Raw genomic sequence first — 18,816 nt, 5'->3', positions numbered from 1 at the left:
GCACCTACTCTCCTTTTACTGCTTTAACTGTTTTTAACGCCGATTTTATATCATCATAAATAATATTTCCAACAACTACTGTATCAGCATATTGCGCCATTTCTTTCGCCTGTTCTGCATTAGAAATACCACCGCCATAATATAACTTGGCTTGTTTCAATTCTGCTTTTACATTTTTAACAAGTTCAACATCTCCATACGTACCGCTATATTCTAAATAAAATATCGGTAAATGTAATAACTTGTCTGCTAAACGCGCATATGCAATAACGTCATCTTCTGTTAAATCACATTTCGCATCTGTAAGCTGGGCTACTTTCGCTTCGGGATTTAAAACACAATACCCTTCCATAAAAATTTCGTCCCAGTCCATAATATCCCCAAATTCTTTCAATGCCTCATGATGAACACCTGTTACCCATTCTACTTTTCGGCTATTTAAAACACTTGGGATGTAATAAAAATCAAATCCTGGTGTAATTGCTTCTACATCAGAAACCTCTAATACACAAGGAACTGCATATCTACGAATGCTAACTAGCATGTGTAATACGTTATCAATTGTAACTCCATCACTTCCGCCTACAATAACAGCATCCGTTCCAGACTCACAAATCATTTCTAAATATTCATCGCTTAACTCCTTATTTGGATCAAGCTTAAATACATGTTTCCATCCGGAAATATCGTACATGAAAACACCCTTCCTTTTCTCTAGTTATATCTATAGTTCTGTTTAAAATAACAGTTAGTTTTTATCTTGATTTTTTAAAATAGCTATTAAATATTTTTCAAAAAGAAGAATTTAATTTCACCTTCTTTTTATGCATTCTTTCATTATAACAAAAAAAGCTACTGACACACACGCCGATTCCAACATCTTTTTCAACGTCAAATGTTGGATTACATATCCCAAAAATCACACGGGATACTAATAAGAGAAGTAGTATTTACTATTTCAATTTTCATAAAAAGGAGTGTTTTTCTAATGAAGCAAAACATCGGGACAATAAACGCTCTAATTCGAATTACACTTGGGCTTGTCCTCTTCGGATGTAGTGCAACTAAACTTGTACGCAAGCCGTGGTGCACTTGGTCTAACATTTTTCTATGGATTGGTGCAATGAAAGTTGCAGAGGGAATTGTTCGCTTCTGCCCTATTGTTGAAGCGTGGAAATTTGGAAAATACATGAATATGGGCGCATTTAAAATGCCTGGCATGAATTTTACTGAAAAAGGACATGCTAAAGAAGAAGTGAATCAAACTTCCGCTCATGACAAGCCAAAGTCAAAGGGAAGTTATGACGCTTCTGACAAAGAGATTGAGTCAGCGATTGAAGAAATAATCCTGGCAAAACCGCTTTGAATCATTTGTCACGATGCAAGATGCTCTCAAAGGGACTTAGCTGCTGCAGTGGGCGGTTAAGTCTTCTTTATTTTACCACGAAACAGAACGTATATTCTTATTTCTAACTTTAAAATGTACATAAAAGATATCAATCAATAAATTTCAGAAAATTAGGTGCATACCCCTTGCCTAAAATGATATAAAAGTGATATCATTTTTATATCAGGAGGCGATCATATGAAAGAAAAACAAGTATTTTATGTAAATGGTTTTCTCGGTATTATTGGAATTTTGATTTTAGCTGCTATCGGTGTATTTTTCTTTGCACAAGAAATTTTCGTAGGAGCAGCACTAACTATTATATTAGCGGCAATTCTCGCTACAGGTATCGGTATTGTTCAACCGAATCAAGCGAAAGTTATTACGTTCTTTGGTAATTATTTAGGAACAATTCGTCAAAATGGTTTATTTTTAACAATTCCATTCGCATTCCGTCAAACTGTCTCGTTACGTGTTGAAAACTTTAATAGTAAGAAATTAAAAGTAAACGATGTTGAGGGAAATCCGATTGAAATTGCAGCTGTTATTGTATATAAAGTAGTTGATTCTGCAAAAGCGATGTTCGGTGTTGAACATTACGATCGATTTGTAGAAATTCAAAGTGAAACAGCAATCCGCCACGTCGCAACAAAATATCCTTATGACAATTTCCAAGATGAAACTTGCATTACGTTACGCGGGAATACTGAAGAAATCTCTGAAGAATTAAAGCGTGAGTTAGAAGCGCGCCTTGAAATCGCAGGCGTAGAAGTATTAGAAACTCGTTTAACACATTTAGCTTATGCAACAGAAATTGCCCATGCGATGCTACAACGTCAACAAGCAAAAGCGGTATTAGCTGCTAGAAAAGAGATTGTTGAAGGTGCTGTGAAGATGGCGAAGGATTCAATCCATATGTTAGATGAGGAAGGCGTACTTGAATTAGATGACGAGCGTAAAGCGAATATGGTAAACAACCTATTAGTTGCCATCGTTTCAGATAAAGGTGCGCAACCAGTTATTAATACAGGAAGCCTATACTAAGGGCTATAAGTAATTATGGCTAAAAAGAAAAGCTTTCCATTACGTATTGATCCTGAATTACACGCAGTCATCGAAAAATGGGCAAATGATGAGTTTCGTAGCGTCAATGCACACATCGAGTATTTACTTCGAGAAATGGCAAAGCAAAAAGGAAAATTGAAGAAAGATAAAGATGCATGAACAAACAGCCCACTGAATTTTCAGCGGGCTGTTTTTATACAAAGCAAGTCATCAATAAACTTGCTTAACGCTGCTGTTCTCACACTATCTTTCCGATAAATAAAATAAGTCGGAATAAACCTGTTTTCATGTACTAACGGTGTATGAATAAGTTCTTTATGGCTATCAAATTGCTCTGCTACTTCACGTGGTAACATAGACACCCCAAGTCCAGCTTTTACGCATCCAATAATACCGTCTAAAGAATTTAATTCCATTATTTTTTTTGGAACAATCCCTTCAGATAGTAACCATTCTTCTAAAACTTTTCTATAAAAACAACCTGATTGAAAAACGATAAAAGACTGCGATTCCGAATATCCGTTATCCCACAAAACATTCCGCTTTGAAAGTAACATCATTTCCTCTTGGAATACTTCTATCTTTTCTAAAGCTGGATCAGCTATACAATCAGCTACAAATGCCCCCTCTATTTCATATAAGAGTACCTTCTTCGTTAATTCTTCCGTATTGTGCGTTTGCAACATAATTTCCACTTCTGGATAGCGCATATGATAATTAGCTAAAATCGTGGGCAATCTAACAGCTGCTGCTGTTTCCATCGCTCCAATTTTCAATACTCCTCCAGGCTCCGCTGTATGTTTCACTTGCCTTTTTGATTCATTTAATAATTGAATCATTTTTTCAGCGTATGTTAACAACTTTTCTCCGGCTGGTGTTAATGTAACTCCATCTCGATGCCTATAAAATAATTGTGTTTCATATTCAGCTTCTAGCCGTTTTATTTTTGCTGTTATGTTTGATTGAACAAAATTCAACCGAATAGCTGCTCTTGAAATACTTTTCTCCTGCGCGACCATATAAAAAGCTACAAAATCTTGTAAGTTCATTCGTTCATATCATTAATTTTGATATTACATATAAAAAATCAGTATTTTACGCCCCATATATATTCCTCTATCATATATATTAGAAGATATTTCAAGAAGGGAGATTATATGAAAGAAACAAAAACATGGAAAATGATTATAGCTGGGATATGTTCTTTAATAGCTGTCATGGGTATTAGTCGGTTCGCCTACACACCGATTATTTCTTTTATGGAAAAGCAAGCCCATATAGAAGATGACCTCGCTGGATATTTAGCGTCCAGTAATTATCTTGGTTATTTACTTGGGGCATTCTTTATTGGATTCATTACGATAAAAAATCGTGAAAAAATATTACACCACTGTTTATTCTTCAATGTTCTTTCAACTCTTTGTATGGGCTTAACCTCTTATATCTTTTTATGGTTTCCCCTTCGCTTTATCGGTGGTTTCACAAGTGCAATTGTATTTGTTCTTGCCTCTAGTATTGTTTTAGATTATTTATTTCAAAGTAATAAAGTCATGCTAGGTGGCATGATTTATAGCGGTGTTGGAATTGGCATTATTTTCTCTGGAAGTTTCGCACCTTTATTCAACTCAATTTGGAATTGGCAAGGTGCATGGATTGGGTTAGGAATTATTAGTTTTAGTTTAGCTATCCTTGTATGGAAATGGTTAAGAGAGGACAGTAGACATACTATACAGCAACCCAAAAGTACTATACAAGCTACATCTCATAGAAAAAGCTATTTATTTTGGCTTATTTTAGCTTACGGATTCGAAGGATTTGGCTATATCATTACAGGGACCTTCCTTGTCACCATTGTAGAAAGAATTACACTATCACCCTTCTATGCATCTTGTAGCTGGATTATTGTCGGTATTGCTGTCATCCCATCTAGTTACCTTTGGTCCACTGTTGCTCGGAAGTACGGACCAACACGAGCTCTTACATCCGCCTATATGTTACAAATTATAAGTGTACTTTCTCCACTCCTTATTCCAAACCTTTTTGGGGCATTTCTAAGTGCATTCCTTCTAGGTGCTACATTCGTCGGAATTACAATTTTAACAACTACAGAAGCAAAACGAATAAGACCGAATGAAAGTAATAAAATCATTGGTTATACGACAGGTGTTTATGGGATTGGCCAAATTATCGGTCCAATCTTTACAGGTATTATTGCGGAGCAAATGCAAAGTTTTTCCCTCCCACTCCTTGTCGCTGCTCTTACGTTAATCATCTCAATACTACTATTATTAATTGGAGAAATAAGATGTAAGCAGGTAGAGAAAAAGTGTATATAGATACAAATAGTTTATAATCTCTTGAAAAGATTCAACGTACTATACTCTATTTCCTATAAAAAAAGAAGCTAACATATGTTAGCTTCGCGTAATCTCATGCCCAATCGCACGATATCCTATATCACTACGATAAAATAAGCCATCGCTCTCAACCTTTGCGATTTCTTTATACACTCTATCTTTCGCCTCTTGTAAGTCTTTCGCTTTATAAGCAATAAATAGTACACGGCCACCATTTGTTACAACATCCCCATGTTTCATCGCTGTACCTGAATGAAAGACAATAGCATCTTCTAAACGATCTAATCCTGTAATAATTTCACCTTTTTTATACGCTTCTGGATATCCTTTTGAAGCAAGTACAACACCAATTACTGCTTCCTCTGACCACTCTAACACTAACTCACTTTCATCTAATACAGCGTTACATACATCAACTAAATCATTTTCTAAGCGAGGTAATACAACTTCTGTTTCAGGATCACCAAAGCGTGCATTAAATTCAATTACCTTTGGACCATCATTTGTTAAAATAAGCCCTGCATATAAAATCCCTGTAAACGATCGATTTTCTTGGATCATTGCTTGAGCAGTTGGATGTAATACGGTTTGAATCGCTTCTTGGACTGCTGATTCTGGAATTTGTGGTACTGGAGAATATGCACCCATTCCGCCTGTATTTGGTCCTTTATCAGCATCAAAAGCTCGTTTATGGTCCTGAGCGATTACCATCGGATGTACAGTTGTTCCATTTACAAATGCCATTAATGAAAATTCTTGTCCATCTAAAAACTCTTCAATAACAACCTTCTTACTTGCCGCGCCGAACTTCACATCTTGTAGCATTTCTTTCACAGCCTGTAATGCCTCTTCAAGCGTCATTGCTACCGTTACCCCTTTACCAGCAGCTAATCCGTCAGCTTTAATAACGATTGGTGCACCAACTTTTTGAATGTACTGTACTGCTTCTTCATAATCGGTAAAAGTTTCGTACGCCGCAGTTGGAATATCATACTTTTTCATAAGCTCTTTTGTAAAAGCTTTACTACCTTCAATAACAGCAGCCGCTTTATTCGGACCAAATACACGAAGTCCCTCTTCTTTAAAGCGATCCACAATTCCATTCATAAGTGGAATTTCTGGTCCAACGAAAGTTAACTCAATATTATTCTCTTTGGCAAATAAAACTAATGCATCAAAATCATTTTCATCAATATCAACTGGTATTGCAACATCTCGCATACCTTCATTACCTGGTGCTACATATACCTTTTTCACTTTTGCAGATTGTGCAAACTTCCAAGCTAAAGCATGCTCACGCCCACCGCGGCCAATTACTAAAACATTCATATTTCATCCCCCAATAATTAAATAAGTACAAACTAGAAGCTATGCTCCTAGTTTGCTTTTTCATATCAATAAAAGGTTATCTTAACCGGACTTTTTAAACATCCATCTCAATAAAGGTTTAAAAAGGAGGATCAAGAGCACCGAGCAGGTCTAGGCGCATTTGCCAGGAGGACACGGAGTGTAGCTTTCCTACATGAGTACCGCACTGGCGATGCAACGACGACATGCGAAGGTTATCTTGACCGGACTTTTTAAACATCCTCTATTAGTGTTTGAAATGACGTACGCCAGTGAACACCATAGCAATCCCATACGTATCTGCCACTTTAATAGAATCTTCATCACGGATCGATCCGCCTGGTTGAATGATTGCTGTAATTCCCGCTTTTGCTGCTTCTTCTAATGTATCTGGCATTGGGAAGAAAGCATCAGATGCAAGCGCGCTACCTTGTGCTTTTTCACCAGCTTGTGTAATCGCGATTTTTGCAGAACCTACACGGTTCATCTGTCCCGCACCGACACCAATTGTCATGTCATCTTTCGCTAAAACAATTGCATTTGATTTCACATGTTTTACAACTTTCCAAGCTAGTTTTAAATCTTTCCATTCTTGCTCTGAAGGTTCACGTTTCGTTGGAATTGAAATTGTACTTTCATCTAATGATAACGTATCTTCCTCTTGAACGAGAAGTCCACCTTGTACAGAAGTTAGTTTTTTGCTTGCACTTGTCGCTTTTTCAATATTTATAGTTAATAAACGTAAGTTCTTCTTACTTTGCAACACTTCTAAAGCTTCTTGCGAGAACGAAGGTGCGATAACAATTTCTAAGAAAATTTCATGTAACTTTTCTGCTGTAGCTTTATCAATTTCACGATTTGCTGCAATAATACCGCCGAAGATTGATACTGGATCTGCTTCATAAGCACGAGTATATGCTTCGTGAATATTAGTTCCTACTCCAACACCACATGGATTCATATGTTTTACTGCTACTACTGCTGGTTCTGTAAATTCTTTTACGATGCTAAGCGCTGCGTCTGCATCATTAATATTGTTATACGATAATTCTTTACCGTGTAATTGTTCTGCGTATGCAACAGAAGAAGTTGCTGCGAATGGCGCTTTATAGAAAGTTGCTTTTTGATGTGGGTTCTCGCCATAACGTAAGTCTTGCTTTTTCTCAAATGTCACAGTTAATGTTTCTGGACTTTCTTCACCCATTTGCTCTGTTAAGTAGTTAGAAATTAACGCATCATACGCTGCTGTATGACGGAATACTTTCGCTGCTAGTTTACGTTTCGTTTCCTCTGCTACTTCACCGTTCTCTTTCAGTTCTGCTAACACAATATCATAATCTACTGGATCTACAATTACAGATACGAATTTATGATTTTTCGCAGCAGAGCGAATCATTGTCGGGCCACCGATATCAATATTTTCAATTGCATCAGCAAATGTTACATCAGGCTTAGCGATTGTTTCTTTAAATGGGTATAAGTTAACAACAACAAAATCAATTGCTTGAATACCTAATTCATTCATTTGCGCTACATGTGTTTCATTATCACGAACTGCTAATAGACCACCATGAATATTTGGATGTAAAGTTTTCACACGACCATCCATAATTTCAGGGAAACCAGTTACTTCAGAAATACCAATTACTTGTAAGCCGTTTTCTTCTAGTAACTTTTTCGTACCACCTGTTGAAATAACTTCAATCCCTTGCTCTAGTAACCCTTTAACAAATTCTACTACTCCTGTTTTATCTGAAACACTTACTAATGCACGCTTTTTCATTTATCCTTCACCCCTGGTTGTATGTTAGTTAACAGTTGCTTCTTTCACAGACTGAACAATTTGATTCACTGTATTTACGTATAATTTATGTTCAACTTGCTGAATTTTCTTTTGTAAGCTTTCTCTCGTATCCCCTTCAGAAACAACCACTGCTTCTTGCGCAATAATTGGCCCTGTATCCATACCTGCATCTACATAATGAATTGTTACTCCAGTTACTTTCACACCTGCTTCTAACGCTTGACCGACAGCATCTTTACCCGGAAAGCTCGGTAGTAATGATGGATGAATATTAATAATCTTTCCGCCGTATGCTTCTAGTAACGTCGGCCCGATTAAACGCATATATCCAGCTAAAATAATATAATCAATTTCATATTCTTCTAGCTTCTTTAATATCTCTTTTTCAAACGCTTCTTTGGACTCATATGCTTTCGCTGAAAAAGCGAAACACGGAATATGATGATAATGCGCTCGCCCAACAGCACGTGCTTCTGGTTTATCACATACTAATAAACTAATTTCTGCATCCAATCTTTTTTCTTCTACCGCATTAACGAGAGATTGAAAGTTAGATCCACTTCCAGAAGCAAAAACTGCTAATCTACTCATAGTGCTTTGCCCCCATTAAAAGTAACGCCAGCTCCTTGTACAGTACGTCCAATAATACGAGCCGTTTCTCCTTGCTCTTCAAGAAGACGGACAACATCTTTTGCATCTTCTTCCTTCACTGCTACTACCATACCAATACCCATGTTAAAAATATTGAACATTTCTTTCTCTTCCAGTTTCCCAACTTCTTGAAGTAAATGGAAGATCGGCTGAATTTTCCAAGATCCTAGTTCAATCTCAGCACCAATTCCTTCTGGCAACATACGTGGGATATTTTCAATAAATCCGCCCCCTGTAATATGCGCCATACCGTATACTTCATGCTTCTTCAATAGTTCTAAAATAGGTTTGACATAAATTTTCGTTGGTTTTAATAATTCTTCACCAAGAGGTAGTTCTAAGCGTCCATAAATACGCTCTAAAGATAGTTCTCCATCTTCTAGTAACACTTTTCGTACTAAAGAGTAACCATTGCTATGAATACCGCTAGATGCTAAGCCAATTAGCACGTGACCAGCTTCAATCTTTTCACCTGTTACAATTTTCTTTTTATCAACAATCCCAACTGTAAAACCAGCTAAATCATATTCTTCCGTAGAATACATTCCTGGCATTTCAGCTGTTTCTCCACCGATTAATGCACAACCAGCTTGGCGACAGCCCTCTGATATACCTTTGACGATGTTTTCAATTTTACTAGGTTCAGCTTTACCACAAGCAATATAATCAAGGAAGAAAAGCGGCTCTGCTCCTTGGACAACAATATCATTTACACACATTGCTACTGCATCAATACCAATTGTGTCATGTTTATCTGCCATAAAAGCGAGCATCAATTTTGTTCCCACGCCATCTGTTCCAGATACTAATACAGGTTCTTCTAATGCAAATTTTGATAGATCAAACATACCTCCAAAACCGCCTAAACCGCCTAGTACTTCTTTTCTCATAGTTGTTTGTACGTGTTTTTTCATGCGAGATACCGCTTCATATCCAGCTTCAATATCTACTCCTGCTTGCTTATATGCATTCGCCATCGTTATTTACACCTCGTCTTTTAATTTCTCCCCATCCAGGGCGGGCCGTTTTAAGAAAAAAGCTAGCTTCTACAGCAAAAGAAGTAGAAGCTTTTTTCACTTTTCTTATTTCATACTTTCTAAAAGCTCTTGCTCATAATCATAAAGAGCTGTTGGATAGTCCCCATTAAAGTAAGCCATGCATAGGCCGCCATATTTCCCTTCATATGGACGTCCAATTGCATCTACTAATCCATCTTCGCTTAAAAATGTTAAAGAATCTGCTCCGATCATTTCGCGGATTTCTTCTACTGTATTATTTGCTGCAATTAATTCTTTTCTCGTTTGAATATCAATGCCATAGAAACATGGATATTTCAGAGGTGGTGAAGCAATTCTTACATGAACTTCTGTCGCTCCAGCCTCACGAAGCATACGAACAATTCGTTTACTTGTCGTTCCTCTTACGATAGAGTCATCAATCATAACAACTCGTTTCCCCTCAACCACACCTCTTACTGCGGAAAGCTTCATCTTAACCCCTTGCTCACGCAGTTCTTGAGAAGGCTGGATAAAAGTACGTCCAACGTAACGATTTTTAATTAATCCTAATTCATACGGAATGCCTGTTGCCTCCGCATAGCCAATCGCAGCTGAAATACTAGAGTCTGGTACACCAGTAACAACATCCGCTTCAATAGGAGCTTCCGCTGCTAAACGTTTTCCCATATTTTTACGCGCTGCATGAACGTTAACACCAGCAATATTAGAATCTGGTCGTGCAAAGTAAATATATTCCATACTACAAATCGCATGTTCTACATCGTTTGTGAAACGATCTACGTGAATTCCTTCATCATTAATGATAAGTAATTCACCAGGTTCTACATCGCGAATGTATGTTGCACCTACTACATCAAAAGCACATGTTTCAGATGCTACAACGTAAGCATCCCCCATCTTTCCAATTGAAAGCGGACGGAATCCATTTGGATCTAACGCAACGATCATTTCATTTCCAGTTAGTAAAAGATACGCAAACGCACCTTTCACTTTATTTAGAGCCTCTTTTACACTTTCAATTAAAGAGTCTTTCGTACTACGTTTAATAAGATGTAAAAGTACTTCTGTATCTGAACTAGTTTGAAAAATACTTCCCTCTGCTTCTAATTCACGACGAAGCATTTTTGCGTTAATTAAATTTCCGTTATGAGCTAACGCCATACTATGATCGGAAAAACGGAACAACAATGGTTGAACGTTAGCAACTTCACTTCCACCAGCTGTTGCATATCGTACATGTCCGATTGCTGATTTTCCATTTAATCCTTCTAACTCACCTCTTGAAAACACTTCTGATATTAAACCTAACCCCTTGTGACCGACGATTTTTTCCCCATTATTTACGACAATGCCTGCGCCTTCTTGCCCACGGTGCTGTAAACTGTGCAATCCGTAGTATGAAACTTGTGCTGCATTTTCATGCCCCCAAATTCCGAAAACGCCACATTCTTCGTTTAACCCCTTTATTTCAGCAAGCATGGGATTGCCCCTTTCCAAGCCTTTCTCATTTCATCTACATTTGCTGTAAGTAATACTTCATTTTCTTCATTATGAATTGTTACTTCATTTGTACTTGTTACTTCTCCAACTTGGATTGCTTCTACCGCTTTCTCAAACGCCTCTTTATTTTCACGTTTTACAGTTATCACGAAGCGAGACTGTGATTCAGCGAATAATGCTACTGTTGCTTCTCCATCTAATTTCACAGTAGCACCTAAGCCGTTAGCACCAATTGCACTTTCTGAAATTGCAACTGCTAAACCACCCTCAGCAACATCATGTGCAGATTGAACAAGACCAGCTTGAATTGCTTCTAATACTTGTTTTTGGCGTTTTAATTCTACATCTAGATCGATACTTGGTGATTGACCGAAAATTTTTCCGTGAATCATTTTCTGTAATTCACTTCCGCCAAACTCAGCTTTCGTCTCACCGATTATATAAACTAAATCACCAGCTTGCTTAAACTCTTGTGTTGTTACATGTTTTAAGTCATGTACAAGTCCGACCATCCCAACAGTTGGTGTTGGATATACAGCTTCGCCACTACGTTCGTTATACATCGATACGTTTCCGCCGATAACTGGTGTTTGTAATGTGCGACAAGCTTCACTCATACCGTCTACTGATTTCTCAATTTGCCAGAAGATTTCTGGTTTTTCTGGGTTACCGAAGTTTAAGCAATCTGTAATTGCAAGTGGCTCACCGCCAGAGCATACGATATTCCGCGCTGCCTCTGCTACTGCAATTTTACCGCCCATTTCTGGATCTAGATAAATGTAGCGAGAATTACAATCTGTCGTCATTGCTAATCCTTTTTCTGTACCGCGTACACGTACAACTGCTGCATCTGAACCTGGTGTAACCACTGTGCTTGTACGAACTTGGTAATCGTATTGATCGTATACCCACTCTTTACTTGCAATTGTTGGTTGCTGTAATAGAGCGAATAACGCTTCTTTATAATTTTCTACTTTTGGCGTTTCCATTTTCATTGCTTGGAATTCAGCAAAGTATGCTGCTTCTTTTGATGGTTTATGATAAATTGGTGCTTCTTCTGCTAAAGCATCTGCTGGAACTTCAGCTACCTTTTCACCTTTATGGAATAAACGAAGCATTTTATCTTCCGTTACTTTCCCCATCGTAACCGCTGCGAGACCATACTTCTCAAATAAATCTACTATTTCTTGTTCTCTACCTTTTTTCACAACAATTAACATACGCTCTTGTGATTCAGACAGCATCATTTCATATGGTGTCATTCCTGTTTCACGCTGTGGTACATCATCTAAGTACATTTCAATACCCATTCCTGCTTTACTTGCCATTTCTGCAGATGATGATGTTAAACCAGCCGCACCCATATCTTGAATTCCAACAAGTGCATCAGATTGAATTAATTCTAAACACGCTTCAATAAGAAGTTTTTCCATAAATGGATCCCCTACTTGAACCGCTGGACGTTTCGCTTCTGAGCTTTCAGATAGTTCTTCCGACGCGAATGTTGCACCGTGAATACCGTCACGACCAGTTGATGCTCCTACGTACATTACTGTGTTACCAGCACCGTGCGCTTGCCCTTTTTTAATGTCTTCGTGGTTAATCAAACCTACGCACATTGCATTTACAAGTGGATTTCCTTCGTAACATGGATCAAATTGTACTTCGCCGCCAACAGTCGGAATACCGATGCAGTTACCGTATCCTGCAATTCCTGCCACTACTTCTTCGAATAAATATTTCACACGTGGTGACTGTAATTCACCGAAACGAAGTGAGTTTAATAGAGCTACCGGACGTGCTCCCATAGAGAATACGTCACGAATAATACCACCAACACCTGTTGCTGCTCCTTGATATGGTTCAATAGCTGAAGGATGGTTATGACTTTCCATTTTAAATACAACTGCTTGATTATCACCGATATCTACAATTCCAGCGCCTTCTCCAGGTCCTTGCAGAACGCGCTCACCTGTCGTTGGAAACTTACGAAGAACTGGTTTTGAATTTTTATAACTACAATGTTCAGACCACATTACAGAGAACAATCCTGTTTCTGTATAATTTGGCAGACGACCTAAAATCTTTTCAACCATGGCAAACTCTTCGTCTGTTAGCCCCATTTCCGCATATATACGCTCTTCTTTAATTTGTGTTGGATTTGGTTCAAGCATTAACGACATATGTTTCCCTCCACTGTTTTAAGATAGATTGAAAGACTTTTAACCCTTCAGCACCGCCAAGTAATTCATCTACAGCACGCTCTGGATGTGGCATCATACCAAGTACATTTCCTTTTTCGTTTACAATACCAGCAATATCTGAAACGCTACCGTTAGGATTTTCTACGTAACGGAATGCGATTTGATTATTCTCTTCTAATTGTTTAAGAGTCTCTTCGTCACAATAGTAATTCCCCTCACCATGAGCGATTGGAATATTGATTACTTCATTTTTTTCATATTGTGATGTAAACATCGTTTCATTATTTTCAACACGCAACTGAACAGTACGACACATAAATTTTAAGTTTTCGTTTCTCATTAATGCTCCTGGTAGTAATCCTGATTCAACAAGAATCTGGAATCCATTACATACACCTAAAATCGGCTTTCCTTGCTCAGCAGCTTTTTGTACTGCTTTCATTGCATTAGCAAAGCGAGAAATAGCACCGCAGCGTAAGTAGTCACCGTAAGAGAATCCACCTGGTAGTAAAATTGCATCATATTCATCTAAATTCTCTGTATCGTGCCAAACGTAATCTACTTCTTCGCCAAGCTCATCTTTAATTGCATGGAACATATCGACATCACAGTTCGAACCTGGAAATACTATTACGGCAAATTTCACTGTGCGACAACCTCCTCAACTTCATAACGGAAGTCTTCCATTACAACGTTCGCTAATAGTTTTTCACACATTTCTTTTACCTTGCTATCTAAGTCAGATACAGATTTATCAATTGTTAGTTCCATGTACTTTCCGATTCGAACGTCTTGTACTTCTGTGAATGAAAGACTATGAAGAGCTCCTTTTACCGCTGTTCCTTGTGGATCTAATACGCTTTCTCTTAATGTTACATATACCTTAACTTTATACATGTGAAATTCCCCCTAAACGTTTTAAAATCTCTTCATAAGCATCTGTTAAATTTCCAAGATCGCGACGGAATACGTCTTTATCAAACTTCTCATTGCTCGTTTCATCCCATAAACGGCAAGTATCTGGTGAAATTTCATCCGCTAATATGATTTCTCCCTCTTCCGTTACACCAAACTCTAATTTGAAATCTACTAATCTTACACGACAGCTTGCGAAATGATCAATCAACACTTGATTGATTTGTAGAGCCATATCTCGTAATACGCTTACTTGCTCTGGCGATGCAACGTTTAATACACGAATATGATCTTCCGTTACAAGCGGATCTCCTAAATTATCATCTTTGAAGTAAAATTCTACGATTGGTTCTGCAAGTACAGTTCCCTCTTCCATTCCTAATCGTTTTGAAAGACTTCCTGCAATTACATTTCTTGTGACAACTTCTAAAGGAATAATACTCACTTTTTTAACAAGTTGTTCTGTTTCAGATAACTTCTCAACAAAATGTGTTTTAATTCCTACTTCTTGTAACTTTCTGAACAATAAAGTTGTAATTTCATTGTTCAAACGACCTTTTCCTGTAATCGTCTCTTTTTTCTCCCCATTGAAAGCAGTCGCACTATCTTTGTACTCTACCCAAACCATATCTGCTGATTCTGTACGATAAATTCTTTTTGCCTTACCTTCATACAGCAATTCTAGCTTTTGCATTTCGCAAGCCCCCTGTAGTTTGAAAAATGTGAATAATATTTTTATAAAGAATGGCACAGAATGACTCTATTCTGTGCCATATGAAATTTTACGCTTCGTTTAATCCAAGGCGTTCAAAGATTGTATCAACGTGTTGCATATGATGCTCATAGTTGAAGCATTCATTAATTTCTTCTTGTGTTAACTTGCTTGTAATGCGCTCATCAGCTTCTACAAGCTCTTTAAATTGTACTTGTGTTTCCCAAGCTTCCATCGCTTTAGGCTGTACGATATCATAAGCTTCTTCACGTACCATACCTTTGTCGATTAGTGTAAGCATTACGCGCTGAGAATAAATTAAGCCGTATGTTCTTGTCATATTGCGTTTCATATTCTCTGGGTATACAGTTAAGTTTTTAACGATATTACCAAAGCGATTTAACATGTAATTTAATGCGATTGTAGCATCTGGTAAAATTACGCGTTCTGCTGAAGAGTGAGAAATGTCACGCTCATGCCACAATGGAACATTCTCATAAGCTGTCATCATATAACCGCGGATAACACGAGCTAAACCAGTCATATTTTCAGATCCAATTGGATTACGCTTATGTGGCATTGCAGAAGAACCTTTTTGGCCTTTTGCGAAAGCTTCTTCAACTTCACGTGTTTCACTCTTTTGTAAGCCACGAATCTCAACTGCCATCTTTTCGATAGATGTTGCGATTAATGCAAGTGTTGACATGTAGTGTGCGTGACGATCACGTTGCAATGTTTGTGTTGAAATTGGTGCTGCTTCTAATCCTAGATTTTCACAAACATATTTTTCTACGAATGGATCGATATTTGCATATGTACCAACCGCACCAGATAGTTTACCAACACGAACTGTATCAGCAGCTTGTTTGAAACGCTCTACGTTACGTTTCATCTCTTCATACCAAAGACCAAGTTTTAAACCGAATGTTGTTGGTTCTGCATGAACACCGTGTGTTCTTCCCATCATGATTGTGTATTTATGCTCTTTCGCTTTGTTAGCTAAAATGCTTACAAAGTTCTCTAAGTCTTTTAATATAATTTCATTCGCTTGTTTTAAGATGTAAGATAATGCTGTATCTACTACATCTGTAGATGTTAAACCGTAATGAACCCATTTACGTTCTTCGCCTAGTGCTGGCGTTTCTGATACAGCACGAGTGAATGCAACTACATCATGACGTGTTTCTTTTTCAATTTCATAAATACGATCAATATCAAATGATGCATGTTCACGAATTTTTTTAACATCTTCTTTTGGAATATCGCCAAGCTCAGCCCATGCTTCACAAGCTAAAATCTCAACTTCTAACCACGCTTTAAATTTGTTCTCTTCCGTCCAAATCGCACCCATTTCAGGGCGTGTATAACGACTAATCATCTTTTTCCCTCCAACAGTTGTTCTTGATGGTCCCAAATATGCAAACTCTTCGCTTTTTCTAGAGCGACTTCAATATTATCATTTAAAATATTAACATGCCCCATTTTTCGCTGTGCTTTTGCTTCTTCTTTTCCATACAAGTGTAAATAGCACCCGGTTAATCTATTCACTTGTCTTAGGACCCCTTCTATATGTTCGCCTAAAATGTTTACCATGACAACTGGTTTTAACAAATTTGTTTCTCCTAGAGGTAAATTACAGATTGCTCGAATATGTTGACCAAATTGGCTCGTTTCACATGCATCCTGTGTATAGTGTCCTGAATTGTGAGGTCTTGGTGCTAATTCATTAATGTAAATCTCACCATTAGCTGTAGCAAACATCTCTACAGCTAGTGTTCCCACAAGTTTTAATTCATCCGCAAGTACCTTAGCATAAGCAATTGCTTTTTGAGAAAGCTCTTCTGTAATACGAGCTGGAACGATAGATTCATGCAAAATGTTATTTACATGAATATTTTCCGCTACCGGAAATACTTTCGTTTCACCACTTACACTACGAATCACAATAACGGATACTTCTTTTTCAAAAGGCACCCATTTCTCTAAAATACACTCTGCTTTATCCACAAGATCTCTTGCTGTCTCAACATCAGCCTCACTTCTTAAAACAACTTGCCCTTTCCCATCATATCCACCTGTCGTCGTTTTTAAGACGGAAGGGAATGATAACTCAGCAATTGCTTCTGTAAGCTGATCTTGATTTTGAACTAATCTATACGTTGCTACTGGTAACCCAGCCTTCTCAATTGCATTCTTTTCTGTAAAACGATTTTGCGTTTTATTTAACAACTGACTACCTTGTGGCAAGTAAGCATGTTTTTCAAGCCATTGTAAACATCTATAATCAATATTCTCAAATTCATATGTGACAACATCACTTATCTCTGCTAAATGCTGAATTGCCTTTAAATCGTCATACGGTGCAACAATTTCAATATCAGCAACTTGTGCACATGGTGAATGCTTTGTAGGATCTAAAACAGCAATTTTATATCCCATCTCCTTGGCTGCCAATGCCATCATTCTTCCTAGCTGGCCGCCTCCAATAATGCCGATTGTTTTTCCAGGTAAAATGATTCTCGTCATACTAGCTCACTACCTTCACGCACATCTTTTTCAATCGCTTCTCGTCTCAATTCTAATGCATCACGTATATCATCATGGAATGATCCAAGTATTTGTGCAGCAAGTAATCCAGCATTCGTTGAACCGGCTTTACCAATTGCAACAGTTGCAACTGGAACACCTCCTGGCATTTGGACGATGGATAATAATGAATCTAAGCCGTTTAATGCTTTTGATTGAACTGGAACTCCAATTACAGGAAGATTTGTCTTCGCTGCAACCATTCCTGGTAAATGTGCTGCTCCACCAGCTCCAGCAATAATAACTTTCAATCCACGTTCACGAGCCGTCTCTGCATATTCAAACATATAATCCGGAGTCCGATGAGCGGATACAACTTTTTTCTCATACGGTATATTTAATTCATCTAAAATGTCACAAGCATATTTCATTGTTTCCCAGTCTGATGTACTTCCCATTATGACTCCAACTAGTGATTTCATATTAGAATCCCCCCGATTCAAATAAAAAAAGCCTGAAATAGAACAGTTTCTCTTTTACTATGAGAGAAAGCGCTCTACTCAGGCATACGTATCCCTTGTGAATAGAAAAATACCGAGTGACTTTCCCTCATAGTCTAACGAATAACGGTCGTTAGGTAGAGACTTGCAGGCCATATCCCCGCGATTATATGAGGTCTTATATTATTGTTTCTATGGCTATATTAACAATATTTCATAAACGATGTCAATAAATAATCGAATGTTTTTTTATTAGTAGTCAATAACGTTCGTGTTTTAGTTATATTCAAAAGAAGAATTGCAACTATATGCAAGAAGAAAAGGGAATTAGAATATATATTTCTAGAGATCTATTTACTTATAATCGTTTATATAGTACTTCAGTATGTTTTAAATCACAATATGTACAATCTTGTATTCTACACATCAATAGAACTTTTATTATAACGATTTAATTTCTAAGGAGGATAAACGTGAAAGAAAGAACTACGCTATTATCCTATTTATTTTTTCTATCGCAGTAATTGTTGTAATTATTGAATACTTATTTATAGCATCTCATTATTTAAAACATATACTTATGATAGAAATAATGTGTCCTATTTTAAGTATTACTTTAGCGGCATTAGGAAAATCCGGAACACAAAAAATCATTGCTATTATTTTAAACAGTCTCTATTTCATTCTTTTTTCGTCTTTAGCGTTATTAAATTTATGGATTATAACATTCGATAAATAAAAATAAACACAAAAAAACCTAAGTCGAAACGACTTAGGTTTTTGCTTGGCGACGTCCTACTCTCACAGGGACAAGGTCCCAACTACCATC

Annotated in this window: 18 protein-coding genes, 1 pseudogene and 1 riboswitch; of the genes and pseudogenes, 5 read left to right on the top strand and 14 right to left on the bottom strand. The window is 37.4% G+C overall.

The genetic code is table 11. The features are described 5' to 3' along the window. Nucleotides 1-4: 4 nt before the first annotated feature. The gene (locus tag BUA87_RS24315) at nucleotides 5-694 is read right to left on the bottom strand and encodes a heptaprenylglyceryl phosphate synthase (RefSeq protein WP_000272109.1); all 690 of its coding nucleotides are present in this window, start codon (nucleotides 692-694) and stop codon (nucleotides 5-7) included. 294 nt (nucleotides 695-988) lie between these two features. On the opposite strand from BUA87_RS24315, the gene BUA87_RS24310 reads away from it, so the two are divergent. From BUA87_RS24310 to BUA87_RS24300, 3 genes are all read left to right on the top strand, one after another. Continuing rightward, nucleotides 989-1,366: a YgaP family membrane protein gene (locus BUA87_RS24310; RefSeq protein WP_000812341.1), complete on the top strand. Its 378-nt coding sequence runs from the start codon at nucleotides 989-991 to the stop codon at nucleotides 1,364-1,366. 219 nt (nucleotides 1,367-1,585) lie between these two features. Next, nucleotides 1,586-2,431, top strand: a complete 846-nt coding sequence (locus BUA87_RS24305) for an SPFH domain-containing protein (protein WP_071714708.1) — start codon at nucleotides 1,586-1,588, stop codon at nucleotides 2,429-2,431. Between the two features lie 15 nt (nucleotides 2,432-2,446). Beyond that, nucleotides 2,447-2,611 (top strand): type II toxin-antitoxin system antitoxin, encoded by a 165-nt coding sequence (locus BUA87_RS24300; protein WP_001085171.1) that lies wholly within the window; start codon nucleotides 2,447-2,449, stop codon nucleotides 2,609-2,611. A 20-nt stretch (nucleotides 2,612-2,631) separates the two neighbouring features. Here BUA87_RS24300 and BUA87_RS24295 read toward each other — a convergent pair whose 3' ends face one another. Then, a complete protein-coding gene (locus BUA87_RS24295; RefSeq protein WP_053565396.1) occupies nucleotides 2,632-3,501 on the bottom strand; it encodes a LysR family transcriptional regulator in 870 nt (289 codons plus the stop codon). 108 nt (nucleotides 3,502-3,609) lie between these two features. Here BUA87_RS24295 and BUA87_RS24290 point away from each other — a divergent pair, with 108 nt between their 5' ends. After that, nucleotides 3,610-4,788, top strand: coding sequence for a YbfB/YjiJ family MFS transporter (locus tag BUA87_RS24290; RefSeq protein ID WP_000665321.1), 1,179 nt, complete (start codon nucleotides 3,610-3,612; stop codon nucleotides 4,786-4,788). Nucleotides 4,789-4,866: 78 nt separating this feature from the next. Here the strand turns inward: BUA87_RS24290 and purD are convergent, their stop codons facing one another. The 12 genes from purD to purE all read right to left on the bottom strand — a co-directional run bounded on the left by purD (nucleotide 4,867) and on the right by purE (nucleotide 17,969). After that, the gene (gene purD, locus BUA87_RS24285) at nucleotides 4,867-6,138 is read right to left on the bottom strand and encodes a phosphoribosylamine--glycine ligase (protein WP_071714707.1); all 1,272 of its coding nucleotides are present in this window, start codon (nucleotides 6,136-6,138) and stop codon (nucleotides 4,867-4,869) included. A gap of 265 nt (nucleotides 6,139-6,403) precedes the next feature. Continuing rightward, a complete protein-coding gene (gene purH, locus BUA87_RS24280) occupies nucleotides 6,404-7,939 on the bottom strand; it encodes a bifunctional phosphoribosylaminoimidazolecarboxamide formyltransferase/IMP cyclohydrolase (protein ID WP_000745406.1) in 1,536 nt (511 codons plus the stop codon). Nucleotides 7,940-7,963: 24 nt separating this feature from the next. Continuing rightward, entirely contained in the window at nucleotides 7,964-8,551 is a 588-nt protein-coding gene (gene purN, locus BUA87_RS24275; protein ID WP_000088577.1) for a phosphoribosylglycinamide formyltransferase, read from the bottom strand. After that, nucleotides 8,548-9,588, bottom strand: coding sequence for a phosphoribosylformylglycinamidine cyclo-ligase (purM, locus tag BUA87_RS24270; RefSeq protein WP_001262442.1), 1,041 nt, complete (start codon nucleotides 9,586-9,588; stop codon nucleotides 8,548-8,550). The genes purN and purM overlap by 4 nt, the downstream gene beginning before the upstream one ends. 105 nt (nucleotides 9,589-9,693) lie before the next feature. Continuing rightward, entirely contained in the window at nucleotides 9,694-11,109 is a 1,416-nt protein-coding gene (purF, locus tag BUA87_RS24265) for an amidophosphoribosyltransferase (RefSeq protein ID WP_000879026.1), read from the bottom strand. Further along, the gene (gene purL / locus BUA87_RS24260) at nucleotides 11,094-13,313 is read right to left on the bottom strand and encodes a phosphoribosylformylglycinamidine synthase II (protein WP_071714706.1); all 2,220 of its coding nucleotides are present in this window, start codon (nucleotides 13,311-13,313) and stop codon (nucleotides 11,094-11,096) included. The genes purF and purL overlap by 16 nt, the downstream gene beginning before the upstream one ends. Then, nucleotides 13,297-13,980 carry a phosphoribosylformylglycinamidine synthase subunit PurQ gene (gene purQ, locus BUA87_RS24255; protein ID WP_000666784.1) on the bottom strand — a complete coding sequence of 228 codons (684 nt, stop codon included), beginning with the start codon at nucleotides 13,978-13,980 and terminating at the stop codon, nucleotides 13,297-13,299. The genes purL and purQ overlap by 17 nt, the downstream gene beginning before the upstream one ends. Beyond that, entirely contained in the window at nucleotides 13,977-14,231 is a 255-nt protein-coding gene (gene purS / locus BUA87_RS24250) for a phosphoribosylformylglycinamidine synthase subunit PurS (protein ID WP_000278823.1), read from the bottom strand. The genes purQ and purS overlap by 4 nt, the downstream gene beginning before the upstream one ends. Beyond that, complete coding sequence (purC, locus tag BUA87_RS24245) at nucleotides 14,224-14,943, bottom strand: phosphoribosylaminoimidazolesuccinocarboxamide synthase (RefSeq protein WP_001170549.1); 720 nt, start codon at nucleotides 14,941-14,943, stop codon at nucleotides 14,224-14,226. Before purC ends, purS begins: the two co-directional genes overlap by 8 nt. An 88-nt stretch (nucleotides 14,944-15,031) precedes the next feature. Further along, nucleotides 15,032-16,339: an adenylosuccinate lyase gene (gene purB / locus BUA87_RS24240; protein ID WP_000625682.1), complete on the bottom strand. Its 1,308-nt coding sequence runs from the start codon at nucleotides 16,337-16,339 to the stop codon at nucleotides 15,032-15,034. After that, the gene (gene purK, locus BUA87_RS24235) at nucleotides 16,336-17,487 is read right to left on the bottom strand and encodes a 5-(carboxyamino)imidazole ribonucleotide synthase (protein WP_000196767.1); all 1,152 of its coding nucleotides are present in this window, start codon (nucleotides 17,485-17,487) and stop codon (nucleotides 16,336-16,338) included. Before purK ends, purB begins: the two co-directional genes overlap by 4 nt. Then, nucleotides 17,484-17,969: a 5-(carboxyamino)imidazole ribonucleotide mutase gene (gene purE / locus BUA87_RS24230; RefSeq protein WP_000839370.1), complete on the bottom strand. Its 486-nt coding sequence runs from the start codon at nucleotides 17,967-17,969 to the stop codon at nucleotides 17,484-17,486. Before purE ends, purK begins: the two co-directional genes overlap by 4 nt. 110 nt (nucleotides 17,970-18,079) lie before the next feature. Then, a riboswitch (purine riboswitch) is annotated at nucleotides 18,080-18,181 on the bottom strand. 279 nt (nucleotides 18,182-18,460) lie between these two features. Between purE and BUA87_RS32180 the strand changes: the two are divergent. Further along, nucleotides 18,461-18,726: pseudogene (locus tag BUA87_RS32180) on the top strand (hypothetical protein). Nucleotides 18,727-18,816: the final 90 nt, after the last annotated feature.

This window comes from Bacillus sp. bc15 (assembly GCF_900142585.1).
Classification (GTDB): domain Bacteria; phylum Bacillota; class Bacilli; order Bacillales; family Bacillaceae_G; genus Bacillus_A; species Bacillus_A cereus.
Note: the sequence above shows the minus strand (reverse complement) of the source record. Positions and strands in the feature narration are given on the sequence as shown.